Source organism: Povalibacter sp., assembly GCF_036520495.1.
GTDB lineage: Bacteria > Pseudomonadota > Gammaproteobacteria > Steroidobacterales > Steroidobacteraceae > Steroidobacter.
The window spans coordinates 1-24,909 of the sequence record NZ_DATDJO010000034.1; the positions used below are offsets into that span (position 1 = coordinate 1).

The 24,909-nt window shown below is 62.0% G+C and carries 18 protein-coding genes; 4 read left to right on the forward strand and 14 right to left on the reverse strand.

From position 1 onward, the window contains the following. Positions 1–113: 113 nt before the first annotated feature. From VIZ63_RS12185 to VIZ63_RS12200, 4 genes are all read left to right on the forward strand, one after another. Positions 114–1,145 (forward strand): hypothetical protein, encoded by a 1,032-nt coding sequence (locus VIZ63_RS12185; protein ID WP_331609903.1) that lies wholly within the window; start codon positions 114–116, stop codon positions 1,143–1,145. A 14-nt stretch (positions 1,146–1,159) separates the two neighbouring features. Next, positions 1,160–1,540 carry a DUF4150 domain-containing protein gene (locus VIZ63_RS12190; protein WP_331609904.1) on the forward strand — a complete coding sequence of 127 codons (381 nt, stop codon included), beginning with the start codon at positions 1,160–1,162 and terminating at the stop codon, positions 1,538–1,540. A gap of 7 nt (positions 1,541–1,547) precedes the next feature. After that, a complete protein-coding gene (locus VIZ63_RS12195; RefSeq protein ID WP_331609906.1) occupies positions 1,548–2,975 on the forward strand; it encodes a hypothetical protein in 1,428 nt (475 codons plus the stop codon). 140 nt (positions 2,976–3,115) lie between these two features. Beyond that, positions 3,116–3,613 (forward strand): hypothetical protein, encoded by a 498-nt coding sequence (locus VIZ63_RS12200; RefSeq protein WP_331609907.1) that lies wholly within the window; start codon positions 3,116–3,118, stop codon positions 3,611–3,613. 7 nt (positions 3,614–3,620) lie between these two features. Here the strand turns inward: VIZ63_RS12200 and VIZ63_RS12205 are convergent, their stop codons facing one another. The 14 genes from VIZ63_RS12205 to VIZ63_RS12270 all read right to left on the reverse strand — a co-directional run bounded on the left by VIZ63_RS12205 (position 3,621) and on the right by VIZ63_RS12270 (position 24,777). After that, on the reverse strand, positions 3,621–4,094 hold the full coding sequence (locus VIZ63_RS12205) for an imm11 family protein (RefSeq protein ID WP_331609908.1): 474 nt from the start codon (positions 4,092–4,094) through the stop codon (positions 3,621–3,623). A gap of 92 nt (positions 4,095–4,186) precedes the next feature. Next, on the reverse strand, positions 4,187–5,131 hold the full coding sequence (locus VIZ63_RS12210; RefSeq protein WP_331609909.1) for an AHH domain-containing protein: 945 nt from the start codon (positions 5,129–5,131) through the stop codon (positions 4,187–4,189). Positions 5,132–5,138: 7 nt separating this feature from the next. Next, on the reverse strand, positions 5,139–7,280 hold the full coding sequence (locus VIZ63_RS12215) for a type VI secretion system Vgr family protein (protein ID WP_331609910.1): 2,142 nt from the start codon (positions 7,278–7,280) through the stop codon (positions 5,139–5,141). A gap of 105 nt (positions 7,281–7,385) precedes the next feature. Continuing rightward, a complete protein-coding gene (locus VIZ63_RS12220; RefSeq protein ID WP_331609911.1) occupies positions 7,386–7,679 on the reverse strand; it encodes a hypothetical protein in 294 nt (97 codons plus the stop codon). A gap of 12 nt (positions 7,680–7,691) precedes the next feature. Beyond that, a complete protein-coding gene (locus VIZ63_RS12225; protein WP_331609912.1) occupies positions 7,692–8,627 on the reverse strand; it encodes an FHA domain-containing protein in 936 nt (311 codons plus the stop codon). Positions 8,628–8,744: 117 nt separating this feature from the next. Further along, the gene (locus VIZ63_RS12230) at positions 8,745–9,545 is read right to left on the reverse strand and encodes a PP2C family protein-serine/threonine phosphatase (RefSeq protein WP_331609913.1); all 801 of its coding nucleotides are present in this window, start codon (positions 9,543–9,545) and stop codon (positions 8,745–8,747) included. Positions 9,546–9,607: 62 nt separating this feature from the next. Next, positions 9,608–10,903 carry a multiheme c-type cytochrome gene (locus VIZ63_RS12235; RefSeq protein ID WP_331609914.1) on the reverse strand — a complete coding sequence of 432 codons (1,296 nt, stop codon included), beginning with the start codon at positions 10,901–10,903 and terminating at the stop codon, positions 9,608–9,610. Then, on the reverse strand, positions 10,900–14,640 hold the full coding sequence (locus tag VIZ63_RS12240) for a hypothetical protein (protein WP_349261183.1): 3,741 nt from the start codon (positions 14,638–14,640) through the stop codon (positions 10,900–10,902). Before VIZ63_RS12240 ends, VIZ63_RS12235 begins: the two co-directional genes overlap by 4 nt. A gap of 104 nt (positions 14,641–14,744) precedes the next feature. Next, complete coding sequence (locus VIZ63_RS12245) at positions 14,745–16,592, reverse strand: hypothetical protein (RefSeq protein WP_331609916.1); 1,848 nt, start codon at positions 16,590–16,592, stop codon at positions 14,745–14,747. 1 nt (position 16,593) lies between these two features. Next, on the reverse strand, positions 16,594–18,636 hold the full coding sequence (locus VIZ63_RS12250; RefSeq protein ID WP_331609917.1) for a heme-binding protein: 2,043 nt from the start codon (positions 18,634–18,636) through the stop codon (positions 16,594–16,596). Further along, on the reverse strand, positions 18,636–20,339 hold the full coding sequence (locus tag VIZ63_RS12255) for an FHA domain-containing protein (RefSeq protein WP_331609918.1): 1,704 nt from the start codon (positions 20,337–20,339) through the stop codon (positions 18,636–18,638). Before VIZ63_RS12255 ends, VIZ63_RS12250 begins: the two co-directional genes overlap by 1 nt. A 4-nt stretch (positions 20,340–20,343) precedes the next feature. After that, on the reverse strand, positions 20,344–21,228 hold the full coding sequence (locus VIZ63_RS12260; RefSeq protein ID WP_331609919.1) for a hypothetical protein: 885 nt from the start codon (positions 21,226–21,228) through the stop codon (positions 20,344–20,346). Next, entirely contained in the window at positions 21,225–23,768 is a 2,544-nt protein-coding gene (locus tag VIZ63_RS12265) for a cyclic nucleotide-binding domain-containing protein (RefSeq protein ID WP_331609920.1), read from the reverse strand. The genes VIZ63_RS12260 and VIZ63_RS12265 overlap by 4 nt, the downstream gene beginning before the upstream one ends. Before the next feature lie 202 nt (positions 23,769–23,970). Further along, positions 23,971–24,777, reverse strand: a complete 807-nt coding sequence (locus VIZ63_RS12270) for an enoyl-CoA hydratase (RefSeq protein WP_331609921.1) — start codon at positions 24,775–24,777, stop codon at positions 23,971–23,973. Positions 24,778–24,909 lie beyond the last annotated feature (132 nt).

A 24,909-nucleotide genomic window follows, 5' to 3' on the forward strand; every position in this document is an offset into this window, starting at 1 on the left:
ATCGAACCCGATGCCAATCGACTCTGCATGACCTGGCGCGCTGCCCTGCCCTGCGATCGGCAGGTGCTGAAGGTCGAGAAGGTGACACTTGGCCTCGCTGGGCGATCACGTCAATGACGACTGCCATCATCACAGCGAGCAATATCCTGTGCGCCATTGGCCGTGGCAGCCCGCAGGTCTGGGCGTCTGCGCGAGCGGGCATCGCACGAATCGGCGACTCGCAATTGCTGGATCGAAACTTCGATCCGATCCAGATGGGGCTCGTCCCCGAAGACGCGTTGGGCATGCTCACGCCCGATATCGACCGGCTGCCACTTCCGGCGCGTGCCAGACGAATGCTCAGGATCGCGACCCCTGTGCTGCAGGACCTCGCAATCGATACGACAGCGCCGCTGCGGCTGTTCGTCGGCTTACCGCAGCTTGCGGCTGCCGAAGCGCCGTGGCTGCGACACTTTCCCAACTATCTGCAGATGCTCACGGGCGTGCCGATCGATGCGACAAACAGCGTCGTGATTGCCAAAGGCCGGGCCGCCGCACTGCTGGCACTGGAAGCAGCGCGCGACGCCTTGCGCAGTGATCCTTCCTCACCGGTGATCGTCGGTGGCATCGATTCGTTCCTGGATCTGCACCTGCTCGGCGTCCTCGGCGACGAAGGCCGCGTCCTGGGCCCGCGCGTCATGGATGGTTTCATTCCCGGCGAAGGCGCCGCGTTTCTCGCGCTCAGTGCTGAAGGAACCGGTGTCGCCGTCAATGGTGTCGCGCACGTCGACGATCCGGGACATCGCTATGGCTCAGCACCTGCTCGCGGTGAAGGACTGGCAGAGGCGATGCACCTCCTGCGTGGCCAGTTGCAGGGTTCGCCGCCGCCCGTGGGCGTGACTTTCGCCGGATTCAACGGCGAGAGCTTCGACGCCAAGCTCTGGGGCGTGGCGCAGTTGCGGCATCGGGATTTTTTCGCTCCGGCGATGGCCGTGGAGCACCCGGCCGACAAGTACGGGGACGCTGGCGCTGCGACCGGTGCGATCCTCACGGCATTGGCCGCGACGGCGCTGGGCGACGGCAGCCGATCCGGCTCCGCATTCGTGTGGGCCGCGTCCGATCATGAGTCCCGCGGCTGTGCTCTACTTTCGTCGACAGGTCACTGACAGGAATCATTCGTATGCCGGGAACCGTCTTCGCCAATCTACGCGGTGTGTCCCACAAGGGCAGCAGCGGTCAGAGCCCGGTATTCCCGGATGTCTGCAAGACGCCGACACCCGCTGGACCGGTGCCGATTCCCTATCCCAACATCGGACAATCGTCGAACACTTCGTCGGGTCCGACGTCCGTCAAGACCGACGGTCAGATGCCAATGACCAAGGATGCCAAGTACATGATGTCGAGCGGCGATGAAGCCGGTTCGGCGACGGGTGTCATGAGCAGCAAGATCAAGGGTACCTGCGAATTCATGATGTATTCCTTCGATGTGAAGTTCGAAGGCAAGAACGTCTGCCGCCTCGCCGACCCGCTGTTCCACAACGACAAGAACGCAATGGGCTGACGACACCATGGAGATCGGTGAAAGCATCGCGATCCCCGTGCCCACATCGGACACGGAGGAGAAGCCCCGTATCGTGTCCGCCATCATCGTCCATGGCGAAGGCAAGACGGTTGGCGGCGGCAAACAGTTCGTCAACCTGCCCAGGGACGCCAAATGGGTGGACAACACACGCGTGCACGATGAAGAGCGCCTGGGCCGCAAGCTGCGCATCAAGGTGACCTTCAACAAACCCGGCGCGCACAGCTTCAAGCTCAAACTCGAACCCGGCAGCAGCAATGCCCAGTACACGGGCGGCGAAAAGGGCCGTAACGAGAATTTCAAATATCAGGACACCGAAAAGTCCTACACCACCGAGAGCGACGGCTCGAAGATCGTCGAAGAGGATTTCTTCGTCGCGATCGCGGGCAACGACAGCTACCATCCTGTAGGCACCGACGCAGACGGCAACGAAGCGCGCGGCGGCGCGATCAGCACACAGCGACTGGCCTACTACGTCGAACTGAAAATGAAGGGCCTGAGCGCCGTCGCACGCAACCTCGCGGGACTCGTGGGCGAGTTCACCAAGCACAGGATCGAGTTCGTCGGGCTGCCGGCGGTCGAGATGGATCACATGCCGAACATCTCGAACGCCACCGCCGACAACAACGACTTCAAGACCAAGGCGCGTGCAGCGTACAACGGCTCCGAAGGGCCGGGTAAAGCGCCGTACGTGATTGCGGTCGCCTACACCGATCACCTCGCGGTGAAGGATGCAGACCGCAAGCTCACGCTGGCGGACGTGGAGACGGGACCGGGCAAGGCCGACGTCCAGATCCCCATCGTCGATGCCTCGAAGACACCCCCGGCCACGAAATATCTGTGGCACGACCTGGTGCCCGGAGAAGACTGGTTCATCTCAGCCAGCTTCCTGGCCGACGGTGCAACAGCCGGCACGGACGATGTGACGATCGCAAAAGCCGATTGCACACCCCTGCCCCGCAGCCCGTCGAGCCCCGACATGTGGAGCAAGGTGAAGATCAAGGTCAGCGGTCTGCCCGAAGCCAAGGGCACGATCACGCTCAAGGTCAACTGGGTCAACCGCATGCGCGGCGGTATTTCCCTGAGCGGCAATATCGTGTGCGTCTGCACGCGCGCGTGGTGGAAGAATAAATCCACCGGCGACCAGAATCAGACCATGATCCACGAGATCGGCCATCAACTGAACATGGTGGCGGACGGCACTGGCAAGGGACCGGATCGTGTGAGCACGCAATACAGCGGCAAGGGCCATGTCGGCAGCCACTGCCACCACAGCCTGCCGGTACAGGCAGACTACGGGTCCGCGAGCGGCTCGTGCGTCATGTTCGGCGCGACCAACGGCATCTCCGCCTTCTGTTCCAACTGCGCCCCGGCGGTGCTGAAGCAGGACCTGAGCGCCGGATGGACCGCATTCTAGGAATGGGTGTGCGTACATCCGCGCTGCGCCGGAGTTATCTCTGCGCGCTGGCGATCTGGGGAATGTCGGCCTGTGGTGCCCTGGAAAATCCCGCCAACGAAAAATCCGCCTCGCCCACGCGAGGTCAACCGGAGACAGCAATGCAGATCGAACCTGCCGTGTTCGCCGATGTACCTCTGAACGCCAACGAACGGATTGCCTGTTCGCCGCCGGAACCTGCAGCACCGGATTGGCGTGGCATCGTGATCCGGGCGCCGAACCGCGTGTACTTCAAGGCCGGCGAGACCGTGGGCGACCATGGCGCCTTCGCGGCCGTACCGATCTGCGGTTTCTTCATGGCGCAAGCCAGCGTACAGGGTGTCAGCGAGCCCATGAAGCTGGTCGCGGTGGATCGCAGCAGCGGCAAATCCTACTCAGGTCCGATCGTCGAACTCGATTCGAGCCCGGACGAACCGCCGCCGGTCGAAGACGAACCCTACGAGCCGCAGTCGTTGCAGGGCCTGGCCTCGGGCGGTTACTTCAATCCCAACCTGATCGACTTCGTGGCGCTGCCTGCGCGCAGCGCGATGTACACGGTCCACGTCGAGTTGCGGGACTATCGATCGAACCCGGTCGATATCGAACTGATCGAACGTTGACCGGACCTCAACCGCTCCACTCGCCGGATGCATAGAACGTCATCCCCGGAACGGCGGCCGCGTCGATACGCTGCTTGATCCGTTCATGGACCACGATGGCATTCACCGACTCCGCCATGCGAAAGATGAGGTGCTCGCCGGGAATCTGTTCCCGCATCACCAGCCGGTGAAAATCCACATCGATCCGTTCCGAATCGGACGTACCCATCGTCTGCGATTTCGCCAGATCGGCAATCGCCACCAGGCCGATCACATTGACCGCCTTGTAGTCGGTATGCCGGATCGAGCGTTGTGGATCGTCGAGCACTGCATCGAACAATTGCAGATTGTCGGCGCCCGCCCGCGTGATCACATCGAGCAGCCTTTCATGCATCAATGGCGCCGCCGATTTGTAGAACGGCAGCAGTTCACCTGGATAGGAGGGATGGAGTCCGTATTCCAGCGGAGTGCTGACTTCATAGGTGATCCGCTGCCCAGTCATCCACGGTCCGCGGGGCAAGTCAGGGCGAACGCGCAACGTGCTGGGTGGGAAGATTCCTTCGCAGCCAAGCACGAAGTATTGGACTCCCCGGCTCACGATCCACCGCCCGGTCCCAGGGGAATCACCCCCAACTCGACCTGCTGTGGCGCCACGCGCCCATGCACCATCAGATCGTTCTTGAACCGATCAGAAGTGATCCATGGGTTTTTCCACACGCCCGGTTTCAGCCGCACCTGCATTCGCAGATATTTCGACAGCAGGTAGAGGCGTGCCTTCAGCACGTACGGCGGGTCGATCTCAGTCTTTCCCTCGCATTCCTTGCAGGAATCCTGATGAGCCGCCAGTTTCATATACACCTTGTCCAGGATATCGAGGACGGCGTCGCTGTAGTGGGTGTGCGAATCGTGAAACTGACCGCCAGCCTGTTCGACACAAGCGGTCATGTAGGCGTAGCACCAGGTTCGATCACTGACGATCAATTCCTTCCAGGTCCTTCCGGTCGAATTCAACTGCGGCTTGTTCCTGCGGATGGCGTAATTGCCGGGCAGCCAGACGCCGTTGTGATTGCCGTTGACGTTGTAACCGATGTTGGTCTTCAGCGTGTACGACCGCCCGGCTGGCGTCGTCACCTTGCCTCCCTTCTTCATGTATCCCTTGTACAGCTTGCTGGGCGCAAGCGCGGCTTCCCCGGGAATCAGATGATGCGCAGCGACGACGTAACCGTAGTCCCTGCTGCCAACGTTGACCCTGTGAACCGGGTCCGTCGTGGAGTCCACACGCGGAGCTTTCTCCATGTCCGAGGGCTGAAACAGCTTGTTGATCGTGCCGCCCTTTCCCCAGCCGGCTGGCGAGCCCTTCGCCAGGTTTTCGCCGAGAACGCCACCGTTGTTCTCCTGGATTGCGTCGGCAGCCTCGAGATCGTCGTCGGCAGGTTGTTCTGTCTCTTCGTCAGACGTATCCGGACCTTCGACCTTGAACGGGCAGGTCGCCGTCAGCGGATCGAACAACGGCGATGCAATGCTTTCACCGATCTCCATGACTGCCTCAGTTCTGCGTCACCTTGCTGCCCTTGAGGACGACGTCGCTGGATGCCTTCACGTTGATCTTGCCGCTGCCCTCGAGCGTGATGTCCTTGCCCTTGATGACGATGGTGCCGTCCTTTTTCATCGTGATGCTCGCGGAGCCGGTCTTGATCGTGATCTGGTCGCCCGCGTTGATCGTCAGATTCTTGGCTACCGACAGTGCATCGTTCTTGCCGATGGATGCCGCGCGGTCGCCGCCGACTGTCAGGTCGTCGTTCTTGCCGATCTGGCTCGTGCGGTTCGCACTGACCGACACCGAATCGTCCTTGCCGACACTCGCCGTGCGGTTGGCGCCGACACTGAAGGATTGATCCTTGCCGATACTGACCGACTCGCTGGAGCCGACCGATTTGGTGCGGTTCTTGCCGATCGAGATCGATTCATCGGAGCCGACGCTTTCCGTGCGGTTGCTGCCAATGGTGATCGATTCATTCGAACCGACGTTCTCGGTGCGATCCTTGCCGATCGTGATCGACTCGTTGTTGTCGACCGTCTCCGTCCGGTCGTGTTTGACGTGCGTGGTCTCGTCATGGTCGACGGTCTTGCTGCGATCGTGCCCGACCCAGTGCGTCTCGTCGCTCTCGACCTCGATGTCCTGATTCTTTTCCGCGTGGATGAACAGCTGCTCCGAGCCTTTCTTGTCCTCGAAGCGGATCTCGTTGCAGTTGTCGGCAGTGCCGTTCAGCGTGCTGCGCGTGCGCAGGCCCGACTGCGTCTTGTTGCCAGGCAGGTCGAACGGCGGCATGTTGTCGGCGTTGTAGACGCGGCCGGTGATGAGCGGCTGGTCCGGATCACCTTCGAGGAAGTCGACGACGACTTCCTGGCCCATGCGCGGGATGCTCATCCAGCCCCAGTTCTTGCCGGCCCAGATCTGCGAGACGCGGACCCAGCAGGAACTCTGCTCGTCGCGCTTGCCTTCGCGATCCCAGTGGAACTGCACTTTCACGCGCCCGTACTTGTCGGTGTGAATCTCTTCGCCGCTCGGGCCCGTGACCGTGGCCGTCTGCGGACCGCCCACGACCGGTTTACGGGTCGTGATCGGGGTGCGAAACGGCTCCTTCGCATCGATGGCATCGAAGGAACAGGTGTAGTCGTCCGGCGTGCCGCTGGTACCGGACTCGTAGTCGCCTGCGTGCAGGCGATGAACCGCACCGACGATCAGGTATTCCTTGTTCTGATCCTTGCGCGGATAGCCCGTCAATTTGAAAAGCGAACCGGTGGCCAACCCACGGGCGTTGCCGGTGCCGGTCTGGCGCTCGTACTGCGCCTGCAGCGATTCGAGTCGCGAGCGTGCGTAGTGATCGCCATCGGCGGAAATGTTGAAGCCGCCCGGATAATCGAACATCTCCGCGTCGGACTTCGGAAAGTCCCGCTTCTGCACGTACTGTGTCTTCAGCTGCGCGCGCGGCTTGATGAAGTCATAGTCCATCACCACGTACTTGCCGGGCTGGACGTTGCGCTGCCGCTGCCAGTCGTGGATGTGGTCCTTCTCGCGCTGGGCATTCTCGGACGGCGGGAAGTACTCGATCGTTTCGTAGGACGGGAAGCTCTCGTGCCCGCTGTACGAATCCGTCAGCACCAGCGTATGGGTGCTGTCCGTGTGCTTGAAGTAGTAGTAGATGCCCTCCTCTTCCATGAGGCGCTGCACGAAGTTGAAATCCGTCTCGCGGTATTGCACGCAGTAGTCGCGCTTGCGGTAACTCTTGGTGAGCGTGTCCTTGACGTTCGTGTAGCCGTGTTCCTTGAAGACCTGCTTCACGATCTCCGGAACACTCAGGTTCTGAAAAATCCTGCAGTCGGCGGTGCGGGTCAGGAACCACAGCCACGGCACGGCGCGCGCGCGGTACGTCGCGTAATCGCCAAGGCGACCCACCTGCGCAAACTCCGCGATATAGGCATGGAAGTGTCGTGGCTCTCCGGAATCGAGCAGCACAGACAGCGTGATCTCGCGGCCGAGCAGATCGTCGAAGTCGAGGCTTTCGTCCGGACTCAGCAGGTCCAGATCGATGTCGAAGGGTTGACCGAGCTGTTCGGTAACACTCGCAGCACGGACCAGCAGCTGGTCGGCGGCCAATGGACTTTTTAAGGTTATCTTTCTGATCACTGGCGATGCCTGCGGATTCCCACCCGACGGAGCTGATTTCTAACACAAAGCCCGCGCGGGTAGCCAATGGACCAGAGACCGGGACCCCGTGCCGGAGTCACACTTCTACGGCGTCGGATCTGTTGACGGTCGCTGCCAGCGCATCACGACTTCTTCCGCGGTCGACCAGAGGTAGTACCCGCCCCAGGGCGGACCCGCGTCGATGATCACAGGTTCGAGATTGTCGAACTTGCCGCGCGCGTACGCCTGAAAGTTGAGTTCGCGAATCTGGTTGGCGGCAACGTACGCCTCCCAGCGATCTTTCTCGCGCGGCAGGATACGGGTGCCCTGCGCCACGGCGTTCTCCAGTGCGCGCTTGAATTCCGGGAAATTCAACTCGACGACAGTCGGACGGGACATGCTTGGCCTCCCCTAAAGAACGAACCTGACCAGGATTATTATGACGACCAGCGTGACCACGAACGCAGCGACACCGATGATCCGTTTGCTCCGCGCGCCATCGTCACTCACCGATGCGCTTCCCGCAGGAGCCGCCGCATCCGCCGTATGAAAGATGCATTCCACGGGTCCGAATCGCAACCGGTCGCCGGAGGTCAGATAGCTGACGTTGCTGCGCTTGCCATTGACGAAGGTCCCGTTGGCTGACATCTGGTCCAGGACTTTCCAGCGCACCCCTTCATTGACGATTCGCGCATGCAGGGCCGAGACGCCGCTGTCATGAAATTGCACTTCGCGATCGGACTGACTGCCGATATTCCATTCGCGAACACCCGACTCACCGACCGTCATCCTGATCGTGAGGCCGGCACGGCTGCCCGACACGACCTGCAGGTGTGGGCCATCGAATGCTGCGGAAGAACCCGCCGTCTTCGGCGCGGTATCGATCATCTGCTTGAGCTGCGCCGGATCGATGAACTTCGTCTTGTTGGCGGCATCGGCGAGTGAGTCCGGATCCGCCCATGCGCCGGGCCGGCGCTCGGCGAGATTGCTCTGCGCAACCAGCGCAGGTGCTTCATCGGCGCGGAAGATGGTTTTGCCATCGTCGACGACCGCGGCAACCGGAATGCGCAGATCGAACTCCTCGACGTCGAACCGCAGGCGATCGCCGGAAGCGAGCCGCACGCGACCATTCACCCGCGCACCGTTTACGAACGAGCCATTGGCCGAGCCGAGATCCTCCAGCCACACGCCGTCCTCGGCGACCGTCACCCTGGCGTGGCGCCGCGATGGATGGCCGTCGATCAGCTGCAGGTCGCATTCCGCCTGCCTGCCGATGGACATCTCGGGCTTGAGCGGGATCTCACGGCCGTCCGCGATCTTGATGAAAAATGGTTGAGTGTCAGACATATCGATTGCTTAGCGCTGCAGCGCAAGATTCTCGTTCAAAAGTGTCCGAACAGGTGTGATCAAGATCTATTTCCGCTCCCGGCGAGCAATTGCCGACGATTTACGTGCGGCGCGAACCTAGGTCCCATACAGCCATAACCAGATACCCGCGACGATCATTGCGGCCATTACGCCGACAAGTGCGGGCAGCCATTGTTTCAGGTGCTGCCCGAACCGGAGCAGGGAGCTTGCGCCCTGCCGACCGGCGTACTCCACCACGATGGTGCTGACGTTGTCGCGCCCGCCCTTCGCCAGCGCCGCCGCAATCAGCGCGTCCGTCGCATTCTCGGGCGATGAATGATTGCGCAATGTGGCAGCAATCTCGGCGTCTTCCAACTCGTCATTGAGACCGTCGCTGCAGAGCAGAAGCCAGTCACCGCGACGCAGTGGTAAACGCTTGACCGACGGCACGGGAGTGCCCAATCCGAGCGTCTGGGTGACGAGGTTCCGGTTGGGATGACCCCGCAGTTGCGCCTCAGTCAGTTGCTGCTGATCGCGCAGCGACTCCAGAAACGAGTGGTCCCGTGTCACCGCGCTGAGCTGGTCGTCGCGCCACAGATAAGCGCGGCTATCGCCCACCCAGACGATCTCGCCGGTCCCAGCCGCGATGCGTAACGCAACGACCGTCGCACCCATGTTGCCGCCGCTCGGCGCTGACACAGTGTTGATGTTCTGGTGCGCCTTGCTGACCGCCTGCGCCAATGGCGTCATCGCAGCATCCAGCAATGTCTGCTTCACGATCGCGCTGGCGACGGCGCCGCGCTCATGGCCGCCCATCCCATCGGCGACGAACCACAGCCGCCGCGACTCATCCCAGCCGATGGCATCTTCATTCTGGCCACCCCGTCGGCCTGGATGCGTGCGACCCGCGTGACGCATCACGACTCGCCTTCCCGTCGTTCGCCCTGCTCGGCTCTCATGTTGTTCTCTTCTTTTGTGGTTCAGAACTGACGCTGAACATTCCTGGCAGCGGTCGCGAACTGCTGCGGACTGAATTCGGTGTCGTTCTTCACTGCATTGTAAAGTGCATCGAGCGCCGCATTCTTGCTGTCGCGGTCGCCCAGCGAATAGCTGAGGCTTTCGACACCGAGCACCACCTGCTCGGCACTCGCGTAGTCGCCCGCCCGATCCGACGTGGCGTAGTTGATCAACATGCGGCGCACTGCGAGCACTTCATTGCGCGAATACTGCCGGCGACTCAACACATCCCGGCGCGCTATCCATTCCTGCAGCGATCTGGCTGCCGCGCGTACCTGGTCTTTCTCGCTGCTACGGATCAATGCATTCACCAGGCCGGTCAGCTCAGGAAGTGCCGCCGGTTCGAGCGCCTCTGTCAGGGCCTGCAACACCACATAGTGCTGCGCCTGTAATCGAACCGTGCCGGGCTGGATTTCCAACTCCGCGCGTTGCGCGTTCCAGCGAATCTCGTCCATCGGATGATGGCAGCTGTGACAGTCATAGAACGCCAGCTCCGGAAACAGGCCGCCCGGATGGAACAGATCGGTCTGCAGGAGTTCGAGCGTGCGACGCGCGCTTTCAACCTGACCGGTGACCCAGAGGTTCACCCCCTCGATACTGCCTTTGCGCTCGACGTAGTCCTCGTCGACGGTGTAGTGAGACGGTTGATTGGCCGTAAAGGCTTCCAGTTCGAAGCTCAGGCGCGGATGACCTGCGCCCATGATGGCGTGCGTGGCAAGACGATCCTTGGTACCCAGATGACAGGACAGGCAGACCTGAGCACGCACTTGGGGATGCTCGGTCGGCAACAGGCCGCGTGCAACATTGCCTTTGTGGGTAGCCGATGCGGCAGCGTGACTTTCCAGCCACTTCTCTGCGCCACCATGACACGCCTCGCAGCCGACGCCATCGCTGAGCTGAAACTTGGGACCGCGCTGCGACGCCGGCACATTGTCCGCATGGCAATCGAGGCAGATCTTGGCCGTCGCCGCATTCGCAAGGCCGAGGTTCGCCGCGATCCGCTGCGACTCCGGCAACTCCAGCGTACGGTAGGCCTGTGCATGCCGGTCGTGCTGCAGCCATGTCCGGTACTCATTCAGCGCCACATTCCTGCCCGACTGTGGCGCGGCCTTGCCGTGACACATGCTGGCTGCACAGGTCGCAACACCCATGTGTCTGGCATCCAGCACACGCGGCTCTGCCGCAGTCGCGAGCGACATCGCAAGGCCAGCCGCCAGCGCGCACAGCAGAGAGTGAATGATCCGTGATCGACCGTTCATGGCGTGCTTCCGCGGCTGCCTGGTTCGGTCTGGCGTGGCACATCCGTGACGTACCACGGCTTGCCCGAGTCATCGAGGAAAAGCTGGCGCATCTCACCGAGATTGAAAGGACGCGCTCCGCGGCGACCGAAGACCGCTATCTGATTGCCCGTCTCGTCGACGCCGCGATCGCGTTCGAGCCCGCGGGACAGGCTCAACGCCGGCTTGCCTGTGGCGTAGCTGGCGATCAGTTGGGGCTTCGGCTCCGGACTGAAGCCATAGAACTTCGGCTGCGATTCAGGCGAGGTCAGTTGCAGCACCTTGAGCCCGCCCTTGCCATCGGCAACGTAGGCGAACAGCGAGGCATTCGTACTGGCGACGATCACGTCACGCGCATCGGTCAAACCTTCATTCGCACCGAGCCGCTGATATTCACGGATCGACTCCGGACGCTCGATATCGATGATGGAGAGTCCGTCCGCACCCGCGGCAACGTAGGCATACGTTCGTGCGAGATGAATGCGCTGCGCATCGCGCAGTCGCACGATGTTGTCCGGCACGAGCTGCGGCTGCTGCGGATTGGTTACGTCAATCGTCTGCAGACCCTGCGCATCTGTGACAAAGAGATAGCGGAACTGCAGTGCCGAGGCGCGCGCATCCACGAGCGGTACCTGCGCAACCAATGCCGGTCGCAGCGGATCATCGACGCTGACGATTGCGATGCCACGCGGCGTCGCGATGTAGAGGTAGTAACCGCCGATCGTGATGTGGCGGGCGTCATTCAGAATACCGTTCTGATTCCAGGTCGCCGCGCGTTTCAGGAAGTTGTTGCGCGGTTCGCCATCGCCGAGCGTGTTCACATCGGCAACGATCAGTCCTTCGCGCGCATCGGTGATGTAGACATAGTTGTACAGCGGATGGAACGGCTGCTCGAGATTGTCGACCCGCATCTTCTCGCCGGTGTTGCGTGGCGGATGGATCGGCTGATTGGTCGGCAACGCCATGCAGGTCGCATTCGCCGATGCAATGCGCGTGTCATGGCCCAGCGGACTGAACGGCGCGCGGATCAGTTTCTGCGACACGCCCTTGTTCGCGTTGCCCGCGACGTCGTACACGTGCATGCCCTTGCTGCCTTCGGCCACGAAGAGATACTCGCCGCGCAACTGCAGGCAGCCGGCCGTTCCTGATGTGTGACTGAATCCGTGCTGCAACTGGCGATTCCGCTCCTGATGCTGCTTGTACCAGTCCGGATAGGCATAGCGGTGCAGGTAGCTGCCAATGACCGCCTGCGGCTCGTCCCACTCAGTCACAGTGACGGCGCTGATCTCGCCCTGCCCGCCCACGTAGGCGTTGTAGCCGACGAAGTTGACGAAGTTCGTTCCGAACATCAGCAACTGCGCCATGATGGCGTTGTTGTCGTTGTCCTTCGACAGATGGCAGTCCGTGCACGTCTTGGTTTCAGTCTTCCTTTCCGTGTGCGGGTAGTGAGGGTTGAAGGCCTGCGAGCTGTAGCCGCTGGCTGCAACCGGCGGTTGCTGTATGTAGATTTTCTCGCGATTCGCATTGGTCGATGACAGCACCAGCGCCGAGGTCGAACGCACCGGTGCGATCTTCCCGCCCGCCGCCAGCTCGCGCTTGCCGAGCAGGAACATGTCTTCCCGCGCCACCTGCGGATTGTAGGTCGCGTAGTTGCGCGTCTCGCCACCTTCGTAGTGGTGGCGTTCCGTTTTTGCATTCGCTTCGATCGGCAGATGACAACCGGCACAGCTTGTCGTCCACGAGGTGTGGCAGGCGTAGCACTCCATCGTGTCATCGCCGTGCGCGAGATCCTTCGACGCGACGCTCTTGCCCCACTGCAATGTCGAGGTATCGCGGCTCATGAGCTTCGCGCGTGCCGCCTTCTCGTTGTAGTCCGCACTCGCCGGATCGACCACGTTCTTGACCAGGCTGACCTTCCACTCCAGCGCGGGATCCATCATCGAGCGCTGATACAGATCGGCACCGATCCATTCGAAACGCCGTCGCCCATCGGGTGTGCGCATCGCCGTCAGATCGTTACCGCCACCGAGCGCGGCCGGCCCCGAAGTGAACAGGTTCGGCAGTTTGAGCGCAGTGCCGTGACAATCCTTGCAGTCGATCTCGACCGCGGCTGCCACCTCGCCGTAGAGATAACCATTGCCGTGACCGTCCTGCGAGAAATGGCAGTCGACGCAATGCATTCCCGCATCGACGTGCGCTGACGACATGTGCACCGCTTTCTTGAATTTCTGCGGATCGTCGTCGTCGATCTTGTTGCCAACCGCATCGAGCAGATTGCCCTTGCGATCGCGCTTGTGCACGGCGCGGAAGTTCCAGCCATGCCCGTGATAGTCAGCGAACTGCGTATCCTTCATCTGCGGATTCATTTCCGACACCTGGCGCAGGAAGTCCACATCGGCCCACTTGCCGCGGGGGGCAGCGCCTTCCGGATTGCGATCGAGCACTGCGCGAGCCTGTTCCGCGGTCGGAAACTGCTGTTGCTCCGGCCACATCCGTGGCGCGTCCGATTCGTAGTCCCACATCGTGTAGCCGAGGAAACTGTTCATGAACATGTTCGGCTGATGCATGTGACAGATCATGCACTGGCTGGTCGGCACCGACCGCGTCAGCGAATGCGAGATCGGATGTCCCGATTCGGTCTTGCTGATGGTGGGATCCACCGTCTGGGTCCTGCCGTCATGACCGAACTTCGCATAGCCACCGGAGTGACGCGGATCGCGATCATTGGCGTAGACGACATGACACGAGGCGCAGCCGGAATGCCGATAGTCGCCCGGTTGATCGTTGGTTCCCGCGAACCAGGTCAGTGGATCGTTGAGTCGTGTCTTGGTGATGTTGATCAAAGGCACCGAGATGCGTGCACCGGTACCAGGGCCGCGATTCGATTGCCGGGTATCCGGGCGGCCCGGTTCTTCGATCCGCTGCAGCTGGCCAGCCGCATTCGGCAATCCCGTCTCGGGAAACAGGTTGCTGATATTCCGTCCGCCGCGTTCGAACACACGGAAGATGTCGCCGGGGCTGACCGTCTCCCACATCGGCAGCGGATACAGCTGCGGCAGGATGCCGGCAATCGCCGCCTCATTCGCCAGTCCCGCAGGAATCGCCGGTCCCTTGAGCATCGTGCCGACGCCATTGCGATCGTAGGACTCACCCAGAATGTACTGTTTGAAATCGAGGATGCCGTTGTTGTACGCAGCGCCGCCCCAGAGCATGGCACCGGTGGAATGCATGCTGCGGACGGATGCTTCGATGACATCCATATGGCAAGCGCCACACGACTCGCGCGCCACGCGGTAGTCGGACGGATTGATGAAACGCACGAACTCCGGGCTTTCGCGGTTCAGCAATGTGTAGCTCCGTTGCGGAGTGGCGCTGGAGGGATAGTTCCACTCCGCCGGGAACCGCGGTAGCACATGCGCGGACTCCATCGACTGCTGGTAGCCAGCAGAGTCGCGCGATAAACCCGCCTGGACGCTGACAGCGCTGTTGCCACCATGACAGTCGGTGCAACCGAGCTTCACCGCCGGGTTGGAGTGCATCGTGCTGGAATCGGTTTGCGTATGGCATGACAGGCAACCCACCGTCTTTGCCTGCACCGCCTCATCCGACTGACTCCCAGGTGCAGGTGGCGCCGTGACGTAGCGGCGTTCGACCGCTTCTGCAGTGTTGGCAGCAACCGTCGGCGTGAGAAATGTGATTCCGCACAGCCACAGCAGCATGCACAGAGCAATCAGCTGCAACGGTCGATGCGACGCTGCCCTCCGCCACCATCCGGCACCGCTGTCTGCTGCTGTAATCTTTTCCATCTCTAGACTGTCTTTCTTCAGTAGGCGAACACAGCGTTCAACAGAAAGTACCTGGGATCTTCGTCCGGATAGAGGGCCTCGAACCCCTTCCCCGCGAGGAGCATGGCGTACGACGCGCGTACCACGATGTTCTGCGACATGAGCGGCCGCCAGATCACGGACGCCGACAGGTCGTAACCGACATGGCGATCGATGCCGGCCTGACTGCGGGCGACTTCGATCACGTCGGTCTCGACGAAATAGATCGTATTGGCGTTGGCAGAGACGCGCAGCGTCGGCAGCACGTCCATGTCGACACCCAGTCCCGCGAGGATCGTGCCGGGATTGGTGAAGTTCGACTGCCCTTCATCCTTCGAGGAACGCAGGCTGTTCAACACGCCATTGCGTCCCGACAAAGCCACGCGACCGCCGCCGATCAGCGGCACTGCCTGGCGGATCCAGTAGCTGGTATCGGCACCAGCGAACTGCGGATTCTCCATGATGGCGTCGAAGCCGGTCGCCTTGTCATCGAATGGATCGTCGTCACCGCTCGCGAACAACAACGACAGGCGCGGCCGGATCCAGTCGAAATCCATCGACAGCTCGCCGGCTGCAAAGAAGGCCTGGATGTCGGTGTCGGCCGCGACGAATACGCCCGGACTTTCCTCGCCCATCGCGTAATAGAACGAAGCCGACAGGTTCAGCCGGCCGATATGACCGTCGCCGCTGTAGCCCAGGTAGACCACGTCGTACTGTCGCGGCACTTCGCGTCCCAGTGACGCGGGTCGCTCGATGAAATCATTCTGGTTGTAGTAGAACTCGCCGTCTTCGCGGTTGCGGTTGTAGATCACCGTGGCCTGCGAAGTGAATCCTGGCACCGGAAAATCCTGCCGGTACAGGTTGGCGACGATCACATCGTCGTCGCGCAACGACTGCGACAGATCGTTCAGGCCACTGTTGGTGTCTTTCTCCAGCCGCCGGAACCAGCCCAGGTTGTATTGCCAGCGATTGTTGTCGCGCGTCCCGAACAGGCGTGCGCCAAGCTGGTTGTCCTGAAACAGAAAGCCACGGAAGTCCGTGGAGAACGGTTGAATGCCGACACGCAGACTGTCGAAGTCGTAGTTGTCCGAGACATTGCGCAGATGTTTGTCGATGAAAGCCGCCTGCACACCGATGTGATAGTCGGTGCGCGTCACGCCTTCGCGTGGATCGACATTGACAGCCTGCAATCCGTCGATCTCGGTGCGGTTGTAGTTCAATACCGGGGTGAAGCGGAACTCGTAGTCCGGCGGCTTGAACGTCGTATCGCCTTTGTAATAGACGAACTCCGCCGCGACGTTCTGAATCGCGGCCCATTGATCCGCACCGGCGAACACATCGACGCTGCCTGGGTGTTGTGTCGAGATCCCGCCAACGGGCGTCGGCACGTCGCGCAGCTCGAACACGGTGTCGGAGATGACGCCGAGATTGAAGAACCAGTCGTCATGGACCGGCCGGTCCCCCTTCAACACATTGCGGTTGTAGGGATCCCACCAACGTTCGCCGTACCCCAGTGTGTCGACGATGCGCCAGCGATCCGGCACCGGCACGGCGTCCACGTAATCCACCAGCCCGGGATGGGGAATCGGTGAAACGGACGCAGGCAAGTCGCGCGGCATCACCTGCCGCCGCGGCGCACGGCCAGTGTCGACAGTCGCTGAGGGTTCGGTTGCCTGCGTACCAGGCGTTGCTATGGATGGGCAAGGCACTTCGATGTAGCCCGGCCGTCGCCGCGTCACGATGCGGCCCGTGTCATCCTGGTAGCAGCTCTCCGCTGCGATCGCGAGCACGGGCAACACCATGATGATGGCAGCAGACAGCAGAGCGTTGCACGTTGCCCTCCTCACGTCATTTCCCCTCGCAGACATTGTCGTCGCTGCTGTTGAGGAAGGGCGCCTGCGGACATTGCACGTAGCGCAGTCGTACGCCCTGTGGCGTCAGGTTGTCAGCGCGACGATCCATGGGTGCGTTGCCAATGGCGCCAGCAAGCGCCTGCGATGCGTTGTGCAAACCCAGGAAAGCAATCATGTCGTCCTGATCGATGCCGTCGCCTGAAACGCCGACGCCGCCCACCAGCACGCCGTTGCGATAGACAGGCACGCTACCGGGGAAAATCTGCAGGCCATTGGCGATTCGCACGTCCGTCACGGTTTGCACTGCCGAACTAAGATCGTTCGCCAGGTCGACACCGGCACAGCCGGGAGCAACGTCGACAGGCAGCGCACCCGCAACGAACAGTACGTGCTGCAGAATCGCGTTGATCGATGTGTCGAGCTGCAAGCCCGTCGAGAAGGGACTCCACTCGCCGACAGGCTTGCTGAAGGGACCTGCGCCCTCGTTGTCGATGCCGTCCGGATAGAACGGCCGCGCCAGATTGCCGCCGGCCCGATCAGTGAAGGCGATCTGACCATCACCGAGAAAATTGGCATTGGCGACGAATGCGCGAGCCGCAGTCACGTAGTCGCCGATCGGAACCGATTGCGCGATTGCAACGGCGCTGTCACTGATCGCCAGGTACTTTGCATCGGGCAGCGCCTGCAGAAAGGCGGCAGCCGTGCTCGACGACAGGAAGGCTGCCGTACGCGCTTTCTGCAACGAAACATCGGCGCCAAATACAGGTGCATCGCGAGTCCGGACGACACCCAGAACGGTTCCCGCAGAGTCGACGACCGAGATGGTCACGCGCGCCTGCGAGCCGAGCGGTCTGCGAATCTGCGCGCGGGATCGATTCGCGACGTCCAGCGCCGAGCGCAGGATCTGAGTGACCTCGACTTGCGTCAGTGCCGTCGCGCCTTCCGTCCCCGCACGTGGTGCATAGCGCGGGGCATTGACCGCGTCGACAAATACAAATGCATCCTGCCCCGGAAAATTGATGTCGCCATCGGCACGGATGCCGGATGCCGGCTGGCCAAAGGCAGTGCCTGCCCGCAACACCCCGTCGAAGTAACCGTTCACACTGATCAGGGTGCCAACGGATGGGGCAATGGCGCCGAACGACGCAGCCGATGCCGGTGTGCTGCTCAGTCGATCGAAGTCGACATCGCTGAAGCGCAGTGTCTTGCCGTCCACCGTGATCCGATCGCCGCGCCGATCGACGGGCGCGGCGAAACCGAAGCTCGCTGCATACGCAATGGCCTCATCGAGATCTTCATCGCGATCGGCGATGTTGCGGTCGAGACCGTACACACCGTCGGCCATCACTCCTACGCCGCCGATCACGGTGCCAGCGCGATACAACGGAAAGCCGCCGGGGTCTGCGGCAAGGCCCAGCGGCGAGCGGTGCGGGCCCGGACCGGGGCCGACGCCATCGAACGACTGCATGAAGTCCGAACACGCAAGCTGACTGAACTGCACGCCAAAGAGCGGACCCGCAGGCTGAAATGTCTCGCCTGGATTGAAATGCTCCTGCACGATCTGGCTGGCAGTGCGTGTCGAAAACGCATTGCCTTCCGATGAGAGATAAGCGCCGGTCAGGGCTTTTGCGATTGCTGCCTGCGGATCGAGATTCACCGGGGCCGCTGCCACCGGCAGGCGAATGCCTTCCAGACCACCGGTCACTTCAGGACTCGACAGCGACGTGATGGTCACCGTCCGACTGGCCGGCGTGCCCATGCGATAAATCGCCAGTACATTGCCGACGCGATCCACCACGGCGATCGTGGCATTGGCATCGCGTGCCTGCGCTTCCGCAATGGCCTGCGCCAGCACGCGCTGTACGTCAGCGATGTTCAGGCTCGCCGCTGCCGATGCACAGCTGCCACTGCAACTTCCGCCACTCGTGTCGGTACCCTGGGTTGGCGCCACGGAGTCGCCACCGGAACAGCCAGCCAGCAGCCACGACAGCATCACTGCAGCGCTGCGAATAGCCCAGTGCGATCGCCAACGCTGCATCAGTTGGCGTCCTGGTTCGGCTTCGACCCCTGCGGATGAAACGCATGGCAGGTGACGCAACTCGTGGTGACGCGCTCTGCTAAAGGCCGATCGCTATGACATGACTCGCACGTCGCCACGGGCGGCAGCAGCAAGTCCGAACTCTCGCGCGAATCCGCCGCCTTGTGACAGGACAGACAGGCCGCGCCGCCGGTCAGCTTGCCCTGGCTTTCATGACTGCGGTGATCGAAGCGTGCCGCCGGGAAGTAGTCGCGTGCCAGGCGGATCGGGACCACCTGAAAGCGATCCGCAAGCACCTTGCTCTGCGTATCCACCACCGTGTGACATCCGATACAGCCGTGACGGGTGAATTGATTCTCCGTTTCGGCAAGCGCGCTGCGCATCGCACAGGCGAAGGCCGATGCATTGCACGGCTGTAGGGAATCAGCGCTGGCCGGCAAGCGTCGCTGATCCCACGTCGCCCGAGCCGCGTCGGGGTCGATGATTTTCCGCGTGAAGTAATCCTGCAACGTGAGTACGACGTCGCGTGGTTTGCCGTGAGGCAGTTGCCGGTCCGGCGCCGACGGATCGAACGTCAGCTCGTGACAGGAGGAGCAATTGGCCTCCATCGTGATCGGCTCGAAGTGTTCGCCGTTCGATTGCAGCCGATGACAGTCGGCGCAGTCGAGTTGTTCTCCGTCGCCGCCGCGACGCACGCGGTCGGTATCGAGATGCTGGGCGTGCGAGAACTTCAGATTGGACTGCTCGACTGCTGCGTCGATCGAGGCCCTCTCCGCCAGCCATTGCAGCATCGTCGATGCATTCGCATCCGGTGCATGAGGCTTGAGCAAGCGTGCCTTGAACTCGGGATGCCCTGCGCCGCCGAACCCTTCGACAGGCGCTACGTCGAGCGAACCGAACGTGTGGTTCGAGTTCTGGTGACAGGCAAGGCATTCGCCATCGCCGCTATTGACCAGGTAGGTCTCGGGTTCATTGTGCTCGCGATGACACGTAGCGCAACGTTGAGTTCTGTCGAGCTGCGTCAATGCCAGGTGTTCCGGTCTGACATGATCGTGAATGCTCTGATGACAGCTGCCGCACGATTCGTTCGTCACGCGCTGAAACAGGGTCTGATGACAGACATTGCATCGATCGCCGATGGCCTGACGATGGGCAGCGCTCAGGGGACCGCTGGACCACAGCGCATCGCCTGGCATCATCGCCGGAACGGCGCGATCCGCCCGATGCATCATCACAGCGGCCAGCGGCAATGCCAGACCGACGATGAGTATCAACCCAATCGCCATCCAGGCAGTCGGCCGCTTGCCCATCCAGGTCTGCAGCAGGTCGGTGCGGAATGCGCCTTCGAATGCACTCGCGTCGATGTTCTTGTCCGGACGCAGTTCGAGCGCGGCGTCGAATCCGACCGGCGGCTGCACCAGCTGTAGCTGATGACTGCCGATCTCGATCACATCGCCGATGACGAGCTTCGCTGATCCCTGCAACTCGCCGTTGACGCGTACCTTGCCGGCCCGACAGGTCAGTTCCAGTTGTGAGCCCGACTGGCGAATCGACGCGTGGTGAGCCGCAATCGACTTGCCGAGCAGCTGAAGCCGCTGGTCGGCCGCACTGCCGATCGTGACCACCGCGGCACTGATCTGCGTGTCGTGATACTCGGGGATGCCGTCGGGACCTTCCCGCAGCTCGCGTAAAAGTACTTCCATCTCGCTACCAGTACATGAACGTGACGACGATATGCAGGACCAGCGCAATCACCAGTGCTGCCGTCATGGGGATGTGGAAGTACAGCCAGATTTTCAGCCAGGCGCGCAGGCGGATGTCGCGACGAATCCGCCGCAGCACCGTCTGACGCCGGCACAGGAACACGATGAGCTGCTGCAGATTGGCAGCCTCCGCACCCTTCTCCGCTCGCGGCAATCGCGCGGCGACGAAGTCGATGACCGGCTGCTGGTCGGTATTGCGTGCCACCGCCGACGTTGCACCGTCGCCGCGGATGAAGAACGATCGGTCGTTGCCGAACAGCTGGGAAGACACGCCGCCGCCGATCGTCGTGCGCTCGATGCTGCTGCCGACAGCAATCGCAACGCCCGCAGCGCATCGCTGCGCCAGCACACGGGTCTGCTGGTCGAGCTCGAACAGTTCCGCAAACAACTCGGAACGCGCCCCGCCCTCGCGGTTGCTGGCGATCAGCTGCGGGTGACGAACATAACTGTAGAGCCCGAAGAAGCCGCTGAAGATCACGATGCACATCAGCGCATACGCGAAGGTGTGGATGTTCCATCCGAACTGAACACCGCAATGCAGGGTCGCCACGATGAGCAACGCGGACCCCAGATAGACGTGCGCGGACGTCCAGCCCTGCACCGTGCCGGCCGTAGAGCGATAACTGCGTTTGCGAATGGCCAGCAGCCCAAGCCAGGCGACGAGCAGCGCGCCCAGCGTACCGAGCACGTAGCCCTGCCACGTGCCGCCGTTCGGCGGCTGGGTCGCGCTGTCCTGGCTCAGGTATACCGCGACCGAGGCAGCGATCACCCCCAGCGCCCACCACAGGTAGCGTGCGCCCTGATAACGCAGCAGCCCGCGATGGATCACCGCTTGCGCTCCTCGACCAGATCCACGAATTGGTCAGGCCCGATGCGGATTGCTGCGCCTGTCGGACACGTGCGCACACAGGCTGGGCCGCCATCGACGCCTGCACAGGCATCGCACTTCACGGCCTTCTTGCCCTTCGCCTTCGCGGCCGGCTCAGGGGCATACCCCACCTGTTCTCCCGGTCCGCCGCCGGTTGCAAACAACAGCCACGACCAGAGGCCTGGCTTCTTCGGCGCTTCGTACACCATCCGGATCACGTCGTACGGACAGTTCGCCTGGCAGTTGCCGCAGCCGATACAGGAATCGTTGATGTAGACCTCGCCGTTCTCCGAACGACGAATGGCATTCGGCGGGCAGTCCTTCATGCAATGCGGCTGCTCACAGTGACGGCAGGCCACAGGGATGTGCACGTTGGCGTAAGTCGCACCCGCTTCACGATCGAGGCTCGAGACGCCTCCATGGGTTTCGGCACACGCCTTCTCACAGTTGTCGCAGCCCACGCACAGCGACTCATCGATCACCAGCACGTTGGTCGCCTCACCGAGGCCCTCATTCATGAGGAAGTTCATCATCGAACCGGTTTCCGGACGCACCTGCATGCGCGCGTTGTCGACGGCACGCCGGCTGACATCCTGCTGCAGCGGCTCCAGACGCGCATCGGTACGACGAGTCAGCTCGACGAACTCTCTGCGCTTGATCTCGATCACCTCGGCCGCCACCGTGGCAGCTGCGGTTTCACGACGCACCGGATCACCCATCAGCGACATCTCGCCGATGAGCTGACCAGCCCGCAGTTGCGACACCACGAGATTGGCGCCGCCCTGCTTCCTCGACAGCGTGACGCCGCCGGAGCGCAGTACGTAGAGGCTTTCGCCGGTTTCGCCTTCCCGGAAGATCACATCGCCAGCCTTGAACTGGTGCAACTTCACGCGGGAGGCGACAGTGCGCAGCTCTTTCAGCGGCGCGAATGGCGCGAAATGCCGTTGCAGCTCGCGCACGATGAAGATCCAGTCGATGCCGCCGCGAACCTCCTCGTTGGAGTTCATGAGTTTGAGCATCGTGCGACGCGGGGTTTCGACCAGAATGCATCCCGGACCCGCAATCGCCCGATCGATACGCGGTCGACCGGAGAGCAGACTCATCTCGCCGAAGAACTCGCCACGACCCAGCTGGGTGCGGATGTTCTGCGGTGCTGCGGATTCGAGCGTCACCTCGCCATCGACGATCGTGAAGAACGAGGTGCCGAACTCGCCCGGTTCGTAGATCACTTCACCTTCGCGAACGATGCGCGTGATACGTGGCGACGGCTTGCGCTGCTGCAGGCACTTCTCCAGCAACACCATCTTCCGCTGTGCGTCGTCGTACTCCGCCCCGGGTTGGTAGGCAGCGATGATGTCGCTTTCGATGATGATCTCGCGGAACGCCAGCGCATTGAGTTCCCGGAACATCGGGATCAGCGTCTGGAACCGTTCGAGCATTTCGTCGGCACTGCGCTCGAACGGCAGGCCGTGAAACTGGTATTCGAGCAGCGGGTGATCGGCCGGTTTGATGTCGTTGCCGTGAATGAACTCGACCACGTCGTGGCCCTGATTCATGGCTTGCTTGATGAGCGGATAGCCGGCGAGCGAGCCGATCACGTACACGCCCGGCACGTTGCTTTCGTAGTGGCGCGTCAGCTCCGGAATGGCATCGCTGCGCTCATTCGGAAACTTGATGCCAATGGATTCCACGAATTTTCGCGGAGGAATTGCGCCAAGTCGCGCGATGATCCGGTCGCACTGGACGCTCTGCTCACCCATCGCCGTCTGCAGCACGACCGACAATGCCGGCGAACCAGGTGTCGAATTCAACGTGACGCCGCGGATGCTCGTCTCGTAGTGACAGTTGAGACGCGAGCGCGGATCGGTGATGGCAGCCACGATGGCATTCAGGTTGGCATCCTTGGCCCGGCTGAATTCCTTGCCGCGGTTCAGGATCCAGACGTCGTTCTGTTCGGCGAGTGCCAGCGCGTTTTCGATCGCCGAATCGCCGGCTCCCACGATCAGGATGGTCTCATCGCGAAATTCCCGCGGGTCATCCAGCTGATACTGGACCCGTTCGAGATCTTCTCCGGCCACACCGAGCTTGCGCGGATTGCCCTCCAGTCCGATCGCAAGGACCACGTGTTCGGCAACTACGTCCTCACCATTGCCAAGCTGCAGCGTGAATGCACCGCGGTTGCCGCGGATCTGACGAACCTCCGACGTGAAGCGGACGTTCACACTCAGATCTTCCAGACCGTCGCCCCACATCGAAAGTACGCGTTCACGCGGACCCGCCTGGAAATCCACGTCGCTGCGCAGATCCAGAAAGCCGGGCTCGGCCATCACGTGCTTGCCCTTCTGGTAGCGCTGGATGGTCTTGGCGTGCGCGCTGAATCCTTCCAGCAGGACATAGCTCGGATGCTGCAGACCTGCAGCTCGATCGCGCTCGGCGGCGCGTGCGGCAGCGCTGATCCCGGCAGGACCTGCTCCGATAATGGCGATCTTGAAGCTCGGCATCTGCGGGGTAGCCAGCCGGCCCCTTCCTTTTTTTGTCAAATAGTCAACGGGAATCGTAGCGACGACTGTGCGTTGCAACAGAGGCCTACGTCACGAAAGGGACAGTAACAGCTTGCTCCCCGGCACCCTGGTGATGCTCGACCGTTCAAGTCCGGCGCGCGCCGTGTACCCCGTGGAAATTCTTTGTCTCTGATTCGAATCCTCACGTGCCCTTGAACACTGGTGGCCGCTTCTCGTGGAATGCACGCACGGCCTCTTTGTGGTCATCCGTCGCACGAGTCAGCGTGAGATGGAGAGCTTCCATGTCGAGCGCGTCGGCCAGGCTGCACGTTTCTGCGGCATCCAGATTGCGCTTGATGTAGCGATTCGCGATTCTCGGGCCACTGCCGATGCGGGTTGCGATCTGCATCGTCACAGCTTCGAGCTGATCCGCCGGCAGGATCCGGTTGACGAGACCGAGCCGCAACGCTTCCGGTGCATCGATCTTCTCGCTCAGATACATCAGCTCGCGCGCCTTCGCCGTCCCCACGAGTCGCGTCAGAAACCAGGTAATGCCGAAGTCGCCCGGAAATCCGACTTTGACGAATGCAGTCGTGAATGTCGCGTCCTCGGCAACGATGCGCAGATCGCACGCCGTCGCCAGTGCGAGTCCCGCTCCTGCCGCCGGGCCGCGCATCATGGCGATGGTGGGTTTGGGCATCTGGTGGAGAATCCGCGAACATTCCATCGCGCTGCGCAGGTTATCCGTCCACTGCTCGAACTCGCGACCCTGGGTTTCGGTCGGCCGCGCGGCTATGCCTTCGCGCAGATCGCCGCCGGAACAGAATCCTCTTCCCGCTCCGGTGAGCACCACGGCACCGACGGACGCGTCGTTCGCCACCTCATCGAGTGCCCGACGCAGCGCCGCCACCAACGGTGCGTTCAGCGCATTCAGCGAGTCCGGGCGATTCAGGACGAGAATGGCAACCGCACCCTCCCGCCGCGCCTGGACCAATGAGGAATCATTCATCGTTGCCGCCCTGACGACACTTTAGTTGGCGGAGTATAGACACCGACCGAATGCGGGCGTGGACCGCTCGACGTTTCTGGACCGGTGTCCTGACTACACTCGGGTTCGAGAACCTGGTGGCGCGCACGCACC

Excerpts from the sequence above, each read along its gene's own strand:
- VIZ63_RS12185 (WP_331609903.1), top strand. The coding sequence starts at position 114 with ATGACGACTGCCATCATCACAGCGAGCAATATCCTGTGCGCCATTGGC.
- VIZ63_RS12190 (WP_331609904.1), top strand. The coding sequence starts at position 1,160 with ATGCCGGGAACCGTCTTCGCCAATCTACGCGGTGTGTCCCACAAGGGC.
- VIZ63_RS12195 (WP_331609906.1), top strand. The coding sequence starts at position 1,548 with ATGGAGATCGGTGAAAGCATCGCGATCCCCGTGCCCACATCGGACACG.
- VIZ63_RS12200 (WP_331609907.1), top strand. The coding sequence starts at position 3,116 with ATGCAGATCGAACCTGCCGTGTTCGCCGATGTACCTCTGAACGCCAAC.
- VIZ63_RS12205 (WP_331609908.1), bottom strand. The coding sequence starts at position 4,094 with ATGACTGGGCAGCGGATCACCTATGAAGTCAGCACTCCGCTGGAATAC.
- VIZ63_RS12210 (WP_331609909.1), bottom strand. The coding sequence starts at position 5,131 with ATGGAGATCGGTGAAAGCATTGCATCGCCGTTGTTCGATCCGCTGACG.
- VIZ63_RS12220 (WP_331609911.1), bottom strand. The coding sequence starts at position 7,679 with ATGTCCCGTCCGACTGTCGTCGAGTTGAATTTCCCGGAATTCAAGCGC.
- VIZ63_RS12225 (WP_331609912.1), bottom strand. The coding sequence starts at position 8,627 with ATGTCTGACACTCAACCATTTTTCATCAAGATCGCGGACGGCCGTGAG.
- VIZ63_RS12230 (WP_331609913.1), bottom strand. The coding sequence starts at position 9,545 with ATGCGTCACGCGGGTCGCACGCATCCAGGCCGACGGGGTGGCCAGAAT.
- VIZ63_RS12235 (WP_331609914.1), bottom strand. The coding sequence starts at position 10,903 with ATGAACGGTCGATCACGGATCATTCACTCTCTGCTGTGCGCGCTGGCG.
- VIZ63_RS12240 (WP_349261183.1), bottom strand. The coding sequence starts at position 14,640 with ATGCTGCTGTGGCTGTGCGGAATCACATTTCTCACGCCGACGGTTGCT.
- VIZ63_RS12250 (WP_331609917.1), bottom strand. The coding sequence starts at position 18,636 with ATGCAGCGTTGGCGATCGCACTGGGCTATTCGCAGCGCTGCAGTGATG.
- VIZ63_RS12255 (WP_331609918.1), bottom strand. The coding sequence starts at position 20,339 with ATGGAAGTACTTTTACGCGAGCTGCGGGAAGGTCCCGACGGCATCCCC.
- VIZ63_RS12265 (WP_331609920.1), bottom strand. The coding sequence starts at position 23,768 with ATGCCGAGCTTCAAGATCGCCATTATCGGAGCAGGTCCTGCCGGGATC.
- VIZ63_RS12270 (WP_331609921.1), bottom strand. The coding sequence starts at position 24,777 with ATGAATGATTCCTCATTGGTCCAGGCGCGGCGGGAGGGTGCGGTTGCC.